The 9,557-nt window shown below is 65.1% G+C and carries 8 protein-coding genes; 4 read left to right on the plus strand and 4 right to left on the minus strand.

What is annotated here, in order from left to right:
• Positions 1-1,126 (plus strand): hypothetical protein (locus FFS21_RS31095; protein WP_212745283.1); only part of this gene is annotated, 1,126 nt, incomplete at its 5' end.
• 262 nt (positions 1,127-1,388) lie between these two features.
• On the opposite strand, the gene FFS21_RS31100 is transcribed toward FFS21_RS31095, so the two are convergent.
• The 4 genes from FFS21_RS31100 to FFS21_RS31115 form a co-directional block, all read right to left on the minus strand.
• Complete coding sequence (locus tag FFS21_RS31100) at positions 1,389-1,715, minus strand: DUF6587 family protein (protein ID WP_137928520.1); 327 nt, start codon at positions 1,713-1,715, stop codon at positions 1,389-1,391.
• Between the two features lie 40 nt (positions 1,716-1,755).
• Positions 1,756-3,615 (minus strand): ferrous iron transport protein B, encoded by a 1,860-nt coding sequence (gene feoB, locus FFS21_RS31105; protein ID WP_137928521.1) that lies wholly within the window; start codon positions 3,613-3,615, stop codon positions 1,756-1,758.
• A gap of 75 nt (positions 3,616-3,690) precedes the next feature.
• Positions 3,691-3,993: a FeoA family protein gene (locus FFS21_RS31110; protein ID WP_137928522.1), complete on the minus strand. Its 303-nt coding sequence runs from the start codon at positions 3,991-3,993 to the stop codon at positions 3,691-3,693.
• Positions 3,994-4,403: 410 nt separating this feature from the next.
• Positions 4,404-5,297, minus strand: coding sequence for a LysR family transcriptional regulator (locus FFS21_RS31115; protein WP_137928523.1), 894 nt, complete (start codon positions 5,295-5,297; stop codon positions 4,404-4,406).
• A 153-nt stretch (positions 5,298-5,450) separates the two neighbouring features.
• On the opposite strand from FFS21_RS31115, the gene FFS21_RS31120 reads away from it, so the two are divergent.
• From FFS21_RS31120 to FFS21_RS31130, 3 genes are read left to right on the plus strand one after another with little or no spacing between them, the layout of a single operon-like run.
• Positions 5,451-7,247, plus strand: coding sequence for an acyl-CoA dehydrogenase family protein (locus FFS21_RS31120; protein ID WP_137928524.1), 1,797 nt, complete (start codon positions 5,451-5,453; stop codon positions 7,245-7,247).
• Positions 7,248-7,293: 46 nt separating this feature from the next.
• Positions 7,294-8,283, plus strand: a complete 990-nt coding sequence (locus tag FFS21_RS31125; protein WP_137928525.1) for a Bug family tripartite tricarboxylate transporter substrate binding protein — start codon at positions 7,294-7,296, stop codon at positions 8,281-8,283.
• A 29-nt stretch (positions 8,284-8,312) separates the two neighbouring features.
• On the plus strand, positions 8,313-9,452 hold the full coding sequence (locus tag FFS21_RS31130; RefSeq protein WP_137928526.1) for a CaiB/BaiF CoA transferase family protein: 1,140 nt from the start codon (positions 8,313-8,315) through the stop codon (positions 9,450-9,452).
• Positions 9,453-9,557: the final 105 nt, after the last annotated feature.

Genomic DNA, 9,557 nt, shown 5'->3' on the forward strand with positions numbered 1-9,557 from the left:
CGGCAACGACGTGACAGGTTCCACAAGCTTTGTATGGTCGAGCTCGAACGGCGCTGTGGCGGCCGTGGCCAATGGCACGGTGCCAGGCAGCGTCCTGGTGACGGGCATTGCCACGGGCACCGCGTCGATCAATGTGGTGGCTACCGTGACGGGCGCTGGCGGCGCTACCACGACGTTGCCGCTCACCACGGCGACGATCACCGTCGTGGCACCGGGCGTGAAAACCTACAGCCTGGCACTGCCGTATCCGGTGTTGTCGATGACCAACGGCCAGGTGCTGCCGGTGACGGCCTCGCTGATCGACAGCGACGGCGCGGATCGCTCGTCGGCCGGCATCGGCTGGACGTGGCGCAGCAGCACGGCAGCGGTGACGGTAACAGGCGCGGCCAACGTCGGTACGTTGACCGGCGTGAACAGTAGCGACAATGCGGCGCAATCGGTGGTCAGCGTCCAGGTGACCACGCCCGATGGCAACACGCTGACCGGCGCTTTCCTGGTGTCGGTGTTCAAGACCACCGTGCAGACGTACCGGCTGGTGCTGTCGCAGTACGGCCAGCAGATCAACGCGCTGAACGTGCTCAACGGCTATCCGCAGCAGTACAACTCACAGGTGGTGCGCAACGACAATACGGATTCCACGGCGGACTTCACCGGCCTGTGGACCATCACCACCACCTCGCCCTCGCTGGCAGCGCTGATCAACGGCACCACGCACGTCACCACGGTGACCACGAGCCGGCCGAACGGGTCGCTGCCGCTGCAGAGTGTGCTCTCGGAAATGGCTAGCAGCCTGACGCTGTCCGCCAAGCCACGCGCCTCGCTGCTGGTCACCGAGACCCCGAAGTGGGCACTGGTCTATGACGGCCCGAACCCCCTGGTGGTGCCGGGCGGCGGCATCCCGGTGGCGGCACACGTCATGGAGCGTGGCATCGACAACGGCATCATGAACTGCAATGGCACCTGGGCCTGGAGCGTGGTGAGCGGCCCGGTTACGCTGACGCCGGCATTGACGGACAACTCGCGCAACATCGTGCCGACTGGCTCGGGACCGTTTATGCTCAAGGCCACCTGCACGGCCGGCACCGACACGCCGGTCTCGCTGATGATTCCGGGGACTGCGCAGTAGTTGGATTCTGCCCTCCTAGTCTGGCTCCCCTCTCCCACACCGTGGGAGAGGGGTTGGGGGTGAGGGTCGGAGGGTCTGCTTGCCGACCAGATGGCAATTTCACCGCCTGCCCTCACCCCCGCCCCTCTCCCGCAAGCGGGAGAGGGGAGAAACCCAACGCGATAAAAAGCGTACCCGTTTCTGCGTGCCGGATTTTCTCGGCGATCCAAACCAAAACGGCGACCCCGAGGTCGCCGTTCTTGTTTTCCGTTTGGATATCGGATCAGGTCTTTCGTACGAAACGTATGACCTGTTCGTCACTAGCCTTGCCGCCGGCCGATGAACCCGAGCCGCCCGAGGTATTCGAGCCGCACGTATTGCATCCGCTGCTCGTCTCGCATCCGGATGCGCAGCCCGCCGCCTGCGTGGGCGAGAGCCGGCGGGCCAGCCAGCCGCGCCAGCCCGGTGCCGACGCGCCCCCTAGTGCCGCGGCCAGGCTGGCCTTGGTGCGCTCGCGCGTGCGGGGCATGTATCGGCCCGCCACATGCACGGCACAGGCCAGCACGATCAGGGGGACCACGATGGTTTCAAAGGCGTGATAGAGCGTCATGGCCGTTTGACCCGGTTGCGTGTTGCCAGTTTCCGTCGATTTAGCTGAATGCCAGCGCCACGCGGTACGTGACGAACGAGGCAAAGTAGGCCAGTCCGGTCAGATAGGCGGCCGAGACGGCCATCACCTTCCAGGAGTTGGTCTCGCGCTTGATCACGGCCAGCGTGGAGATGCATTGCGGGGCGAATACGTACCACGCCAGCAGCGACAGCGCCGTGGCCAGCGACCATTGCGCGGCGATCATCGGGGCCAGTTGAACGGACACGACCTCGTCGCTACCTGACAGCGCATATACCGTCGCCAGCGCGCCAACTGCCACTTCGCGTGCAGCCAGTCCCGGGACCAGTGCAATACAGATCTGCCAGTTAAAGCCGATCGGCGCGAACACATACTCCAGCGCACGGCCGATCATGCCGGCGAAGCTGTAGTCGATCGCAGGCTGGGTGGCGCCGTCCGGCGGCGACGGGAACGTGGCCAGGAACCACAGCAGAACCGTCAGCGTCAGGATCACCTTGCCCACGCGCGACAGGAAGATCCGGGCGCGCTCCCACAGGCCGATGGCGATATCGCGCGGATTCGGCACGCGGTACGACGGCAACTCCATCAGCAGCGGATGGTCGGTGCGGTCGCGGCGGAACCACTTGAGCACGTAGGCCACCACCAGCGCGCTGACGATACCGGCCACGTACAGGGCGAACAGGACCAGACCCTGCAGGTTGAACAGGCCGGCCACGGTGCGTTCCGGAATGAAGGCGCCGATCAGCAGCGCGTACACCGGCAGCCGCGCCGAGCAGGTCATCAGCGGCGCCACGAGGATCGTGGTCAGGCGGTCGCGCGGGTCCTGGATCGTGCGCGTGGCCATGATGCCGGGGATCGCGCAGGCGAAGCTTGACAGTAGCGGAATGAACGAGCGGCCCGACAGGCCGGCTCCCATCATCAGGCGGTCCAGCAGGAACGCGGCGCGCGGCAGGTAGCCCGACTCTTCCAGCGTGAGGATGAACAGGAAGAGGATCAGAATCTGCGGCAGGAACACGATCACGCTGCCCAGGCCCGCGATCATGCCGTCCACGAGCAGGCTCTTGAGCATGCCGTCGGGCATCATCGCGCCCACGACTTCGCCCAGCCAGTGCACACCGCCCTCGATACCGTCCATCATCGGCTCGGCCCACGAGAACACGGCCTGGAACATGAAGAACAGCAGCACGGCCAGGATGACGAGGCCGAACACGGGATGCAGGACCACACGGTCCACCGCATCGTCGATGCGTGCGGTGCGCGCGGGCATCGTCACGGCGGCGTCCAGCAGGCGCTTCACCTCGGCGTGGGTGTCGAGTTCGGACACGCTATCGAGAGGTTGGGCGGGCAGGGCCGGCGGCAGCGTTTCGTCGAACAGCCCCACCAGCGCGGCGGCGCCGTCGCGTTTGACCGCGACGGTCTGCACCACGGGCACGCCCAGCGCCTGAGACAGCGCTTCGCGGTCGATCAGGATGCCACGGCGTGCGGCGGAGTCGCTCATGTTGAGCACCACCACCATGGGCAGGCCCAGGCGGCGCAGTTCGAGCACGAACCGCAGGTGCAGGCGCAGGTTGGTGGCATCCACCACCGAGACCAGCAGGTCCGGACGCGGCTCGTCGGCCCGCTGGCCCATGCAGACCTCACGGGTGATGGCTTCGTCGAGGCTGGCGGAATGCAGGCTGTAGGCGCCCGGCAGGTCAAGGATGCGGACGGTGCGGCCGGCCGGCGACGTGAAGAAGCCTTCCTTGCGCTCCACCGTGACGCCAGCGTAGTTGGCTACCTTCTGACGGCTACCGGTCAGGCGGTTGAACAGTGCGGTCTTGCCGCAATTGGGGTTGCCGACCAGCGCAATGCGCAGGGCGGACGAATTCGGAGCTGCTGACATGATGGGCGAGAGATCCTGGCGGCGGACGGGCTGTGCAGGTGATCGGACGGTCTGGCGTTTCGGGCGTTCGGGCGGTCAGGCGATGCGCTGGGCCGCGTCGGAAGCTTCCTGGCTGGCAGGGGCGATGCTGGAGACCGAGGCGCTGGCCACTTCCACCGTAATGCGCGCGGCTTCGATACGGCGCAGGGCAAACCGGGTGTAGCCCACCTGGGCCACCATCGGGTCCTTGCCGAAAGGACCGAAGGCGATGATCTGCACGGTTTCGCCCGGTACGAATCCCAGATCGCGCAGACGTCGCGCCACGGGATCGTTCGGGGTGGTGTCATCCACCGATTTCACTGTGGCGACAGTTCGCCGGGGCAATTCAGACAACCGCATTGTGGGGTTCCAGTCCAGAGGGGGCGGAAGTGACCGCCGCACGCAGAGGAAAAAACAGGGGAATCCTGTTGCGCAAGTAAATAAAAATCGTTCTCGATTGTATAGCATCCGTACGATTTCCGCGCCGAAAGCCGTTCGTAAGCCATCCCTTGCGCGCAGATGACAGAAATTTCATGTTCGAACGGTGGTGGCAGGATGAATGGAACAAGAAACATCCAAACGGGTGGATTCCCATCGTCCGATGCACTAATCGGCACGCTCCGGCCCGCGATCCTTCCGAATACCACATTTGTGGTATTGGTCCGCCGTACCGGCCGGAATAAGCTACCAGCACGCTGAACACCCCGTTCCACGCGTACTTCACAGCCACTGGCCTTTGGGCCGGTGGCTTTTTTCTTTGGTCGGCCATTCTAGTGCCCGGGATGCCCGGCGGCCACCTGGATCGTGGCGACGAAATGATCGCGCGCAGGGTGGTCAGGTGTCTTTTTCCACACACAAAAGACTTCAGACGGCACCGTGGCCTCACGCAGGGGCCGGAATGCCGCCCCGGCCATGCCCGAGCGTTCCATTGCAGCCGGGACCAATGCCACGCCCATGCCCTGCGAGACGAGGGAGACCACCGAGAGCCAGTGCCGCACCTCGTGCCGGATGCGCGGAGAGAAGCCGTGCGCGGCACACATGTCGAAAATGCGGGTGTAGTAGTCAGGCGACGCCTTGCGCGAGAACAGCACGAACGGTTCGCCGCGCAGCTCCGCGAACGCCACGGTATCCTGCGCGGCCAGCGGATGATCGGCCGGCATGCAGCAGACAAACGACTCGGTATGGGCCAGTGTGGCAGCCAGTTCGTCGGGTACACGGCTGGTGTGGACGAAGCCCGCGTCGAGTTCGCCATGCAGCAGCGCGTCGATCTGCTCCTGCGAGTTGAGTTCCGTCAGCGCCACGTGGATGCCGGGGTAGCGCGCCTGGAAATCCTGGAGCCACTGCGGCAGCCCGCGATACAGCATCGACCCCACAAAGCCGATGCGTAGCCTGCCCACCGCCCCCGCCTCGATCTCGCGTGCCAGTAGCCGGGCCGACTCCGCCTGCGCAAGCAAGGCCGACGCCGATTCCCGAAATGCCCGCCCTGCCGCCGTGAGCCGCACGCCCCGGCTGTCGCGCTCGAATAGCCGGGCGCCCACCGACGCCTCCAGTTGCTGGATGTTCAGCGACAGCGGCGGCTGGGAGATCGATAGCCGCCGGGCGGCGCGTCCGAAGTGCAGTTCCTCGGCCAGCACGAGGAAATAGCGGAGGTGGCGGAATTCCATGGCGATATGAATTTTGTATGGATCAAGCCAATTTTAGAATTGGACGCGAATCGTTGCCGATCGAATAATGGTCCCAAACCATCCCGCCCGCTGCGTTAGAAAGCATTCGTCGAACGCGTTCTGCAGGGCAGGGACCTTCCGGAGACGATATTCATGACCAGCGCCGCCCCTGCCGTCGCCCCTGCCGCCGTTCTCGCTGTCCCCGAAGCGGCGCACCCCGTACCGGATCGCCACGGCGCCAGCCTGTTCACCGCCGACCCTGACCTGCGCGCGCTGCTGCCGCTCTACCTGCCCGCAGATCTGTTCAACCACCTGCTGCCGCATCTGGAGCGCATGGGTGCGCTGGCCGGTGGCGTGCTCGACACGCTGGCCAACGAAGCGGACCACGCGCCGCCGACCCTCTCTCACCGCACACGTAGCGGCATGGATGCGCAGCAGATCCACAAGCATCCGTCGTATATCGAGCTGGAGCGTGTGGCGTTTGCCGAGTTCGGGCTGGCCGCGGCATCGCATCGTGGCGGCGTGCTGGGCTGGGACAAGCCGATGCCGCCCGCAGCCAAGTACGCGCTGACGTACCTCTTCGTGCAGGCGGAGTTCGGCCTGTGCTGCCCGCTGTCGATGACCGATTCGCTGACGCGCACGCTGCGCAAGTTCGGCGATCCTGAACTTGTTGAGCGCTTCCTGCCGAACCTCACCACGCAGGTGTTCGACGATCTCTATCAAGGCGCGATGTTCATGACCGAGCAGGGCGCCGGCTCCGATGTTGCGGCCACCGCCACGCGCGCCATCCGCGATCCGCAGGCCGAAGGCGGCTGGCGACTGGTGGGTGACAAGTGGTTCTGCTCGAATCCCGACGCGGCACTTGCCATGGTGCTGGCTCGCATGGAAGAGGCCGATGGGTCGAGCGTGGATGGCATCAAGGGCGTGTCGCTGTTCCTGCTGCCGCGCACGCTGGTGGATGGCAGCGCCAACCACTATCGCATCATCCGTCTCAAGGACAAGCTCGGCACGCGCTCGATGGCCAGCGGCGAAATCCGTCTGGAAGGGGCACACGCGCATCTGGTGGGCGAGCCGGGCCGGGGCTTTGTGCAGATGGCCGACATGATCAACAACTCGCGGTTGTCGAACGGTGTGCGCGCGGCGGGGCTGATGCGTCGTGCGCTGACCGAAGGCCAGTTCATCGCTCGCGAGCGTCGCGCGTTCGGCAAGCGGCTTACTGACATGCCGCTGATGCGCCGCCAGTTGCTCAAGCTCACGCTGCCCACCGAGCAGGCGCGCACGATGGTGTTCCAGACCGCCGAGGCATTGCGCCGTGCCGATGCAGGCGAAGCCGATGCGTATCCGCTGATGCGCATCCTGACGCCGCTGATCAAGTTCCGCGCTTGCCGCGATGCGCGCAAGGTAACCGGCGATGCGATGGAAATCCGCGGCGGCTGCGGTTATATCGAGGAATGGAGCGATCCGCGACTCGTGCGTGACGCGCACCTCGGGTCGATCTGGGAAGGCACGAGCAATATCGTCGCACTCGACGTGCTGCGCGCGATTCGCCGCGAAGGCTCGCTGCCCGTGCTGCAGGCCCATCTGGCCACGCTGCTGAAGGACACCCCGCTTCATGCCGAAGCACGCGCCACATTCGAACGCGCCATCGCCAATGCTGCCGCACTGGCATCGCGTGCAGCCGATGCGGGCGCCGATGGCGACGTGCTCGCGCGGCAGGCAGGGTCGGCGCTCTATCACGTGACCAGCGCCGTGGCCATGGCGTGGGAAGCAGGACGTATTGGCTCGGCACGCCGGATGCGGCTGGCGCAACTGTTGCTCGTGCATCGCGTGCTGCCGCAAGATCCGTTGACCGGTGGCACAGAGCCTGACTGGCTCGCCGATACCGTGGCACCGCCCGCCGATGGCGCGGTGCGCGCAGCGGAGCGCGTCGACCAGATCAACGTGTTCTGACATTCCGCACGCAATACCCAATAACTAGATTCATCCGGAGACAACCATGCCCCAATGGCACCGCCGCGCGGCGCTCGCCGCGCTTGCCGCCTGCGCGTTCTGCGCAACCGTCACGCCTGCTTTTGCACAAAAGGATTTTCCGAGCAAGCCGATCATGCTCGTGGTGACCTACCCACCCGGTGGTCCCACCGATGCGATGGCCCGCACGCTGGCTGCCGCGCTGAAAAACAGTCTGGGCCAGCCGGTGATCGTGGAGAACCGTGCAGGCGCTGGCGGCAACATCGGCGCAGAGATGGTGGCGCGCGCGGAGCCGGATGGTTACACGCTGATGTTCGGCACGTCCGCGCCGCTCGCGATCAACGTGAGCCTGTATCGCAAGATCAACTACGACCCGGTGAAGAGCTTTGCGCCGGTCATCCAGATCGGCCAGTTGCCCAACGTGCTGGTGGTCAACGCGAACGTGCCCGCGAAGAACGTGCAGGAACTGATCGCGTATGGCAAGGCGCATCCGGGCAAGCTGACGTATGCATCGTCGGGGAATGGCGCGTCGTCGCATCTGGCAGGCGTGCTGTTCAACAACCTGGCCGGCACGGACTTCCAGCATGTGCCATACAAGGGCACGGGTCCGGCGCTGAACGATCTGCTCGGCGGACAGGTCAGCATGACGTTCACCGATGTACTGACCGCGCTGCCGTTCATCAAGAGCGGCAAGGTGCGTGCGTTGGGCGTGACCACCAAGGGCCGCTCGCAGGCATTGCCCGATGTGCCCACCGTTGCCGAGCAGGGTGTTGCCGGCTTCGATGTTTCGGTATTCTTTGGCGTGGTGGCACCGGCGGGCACGCCTGCACAAGTGATCGGCAAGCTCAACCACGCGTTTGCCGATGCCCTGCAACAGCCCGAAGTCCGCAAGACATTGCTGGCGCAGGGGCTGGAACTGGCGCCGTCCACATCGCCCGAGCAGCTTGGCACGTTCGTGAAATCGGAAGTGAGCAAGTGGCGGGGCGTGGTGCAGAAATCCGGTGCACAGCTCGACTGATGCATCGCTAAAAAATACAAGGAAGAGACATGACGCCATCCCGTACCGGCGCGCTGGCCGGCATCCGCGTAGTCGATCTGTCGCGCATCCTGGGCGGTCCGTTCTGCGGACAGATCCTGGGCGATCACGGCGCCGACGTGCTCAAGATCGAACCGCCGCAGGGCGATGACACGCGCACCTGGGGGCCGCCGTTCCGCGATGGCGTGGCGTCCTACTATTTCGGGCTGAACCGCAACAAGCGCGTGATGAAGCTCGACCTCACCGCCGATGCTGATCGCGAAGTGTTGATGGCGTTGCTGGCCGAAGCCGATGTGCTCGTCGAGAACTTCAAGACCGGCACGATGGAGAAGTGGGGTATCGGCTTCGATGCGTTGTCGCAGCGCTTTCCGCGCCTGGTGCATTGCCGCGTGTCGGGCTTCGGCGCCGATGGTCCGCTTGGAGGTTTGCCCGGCTACGACGCAGCGATTCAGGCGATGGCCGGCATCATGAGCATCAACGGCGAACCCGATGGCGAACCGTTGCGTGTGGGACTGCCGGTGGTCGATATGGTCACGGGTCTCAACGCGGCACTTGGCGTGCTGCTGGCACTGCAAGAGCGCGAGCGCAGCGGACGCGGACAGTTCGTCGAAGCCGCGCTCTATGACTCGGGTTTGTCGCTGCTGCATCCGCACGCGGCCAACTGGTTCATGAGCGGCAAGACACCGGGCCGTACCGGCAATGCACACCCGAACATCTATCCGTACGACACCGTGGCGACGGCCACCGATCCGGTCTTCCTGGCAGTAGGCAACGATCGCCAGTTCCGCCTCCTTTGCGCACATATCGGCGTGCCCGAACTGGCCGACGACGAACGCTTTGCCACGGCAGGTGCCCGTTCGGTGAATCGCGCGATGCTGAAAGGCACGCTGGAATCGCAGATGGCGACGTGGGACGGCAAGGCACTGGCCGATGAACTCGCCGCAGCAGGCGTGCCGTGCGCGCCGGTACTATCGGTGCCCGATGCATTGAACCATCCGCACACCGCGCATCGCGAGATGGTGGTGGAGATGGAAGGCGGCTACAAGGGACTGGGTGCGCCGATCAAACTGAGCCGGACACCGGCGACGTACCGGTATGCGCCGTTGACGGAAGGGAACGAGTTTTTGCCGAGGGCGGCGGCGAATGACTAACTAGTTGCTGTTGGTTTGCTCCCCTCTCCCGCTTGCGGGAGAGGGGCGGGGGAGAGGGCCAGCCGTTCAAATTGCGACTATGTCGGCAAGCAGAACCTCCCGCCC

This window comes from Cupriavidus sp. 2SB, from assembly GCF_005503625.1.
Classification (GTDB): domain Bacteria; phylum Pseudomonadota; class Gammaproteobacteria; order Burkholderiales; family Burkholderiaceae; genus Cupriavidus.

What these genes read in the sequence shown, in the direction of transcription:
- FFS21_RS31100 (WP_137928520.1), bottom strand. Translation starts at nt 1,715, where the DNA reads ATGACGCTCTATCACGCCTTTGAAACCATCGTGGTCCCCCTGATCGTG.
- FFS21_RS31115 (WP_137928523.1), bottom strand. Translation starts at nt 5,297, where the DNA reads ATGGAATTCCGCCACCTCCGCTATTTCCTCGTGCTGGCCGAGGAACTG.
- FFS21_RS31120 (WP_137928524.1), top strand. Translation starts at nt 5,451, where the DNA reads ATGACCAGCGCCGCCCCTGCCGTCGCCCCTGCCGCCGTTCTCGCTGTC.
- FFS21_RS31130 (WP_137928526.1), top strand. Translation starts at nt 8,313, where the DNA reads ATGACGCCATCCCGTACCGGCGCGCTGGCCGGCATCCGCGTAGTCGAT.
- FFS21_RS31125 (WP_137928525.1), top strand. Translation starts at nt 7,294, where the DNA reads ATGCCCCAATGGCACCGCCGCGCGGCGCTCGCCGCGCTTGCCGCCTGC.
- FFS21_RS31110 (WP_137928522.1), bottom strand. Translation starts at nt 3,993, where the DNA reads ATGCGGTTGTCTGAATTGCCCCGGCGAACTGTCGCCACAGTGAAATCG.
- feoB (WP_137928521.1), bottom strand. Translation starts at nt 3,615, where the DNA reads ATGTCAGCAGCTCCGAATTCGTCCGCCCTGCGCATTGCGCTGGTCGGC.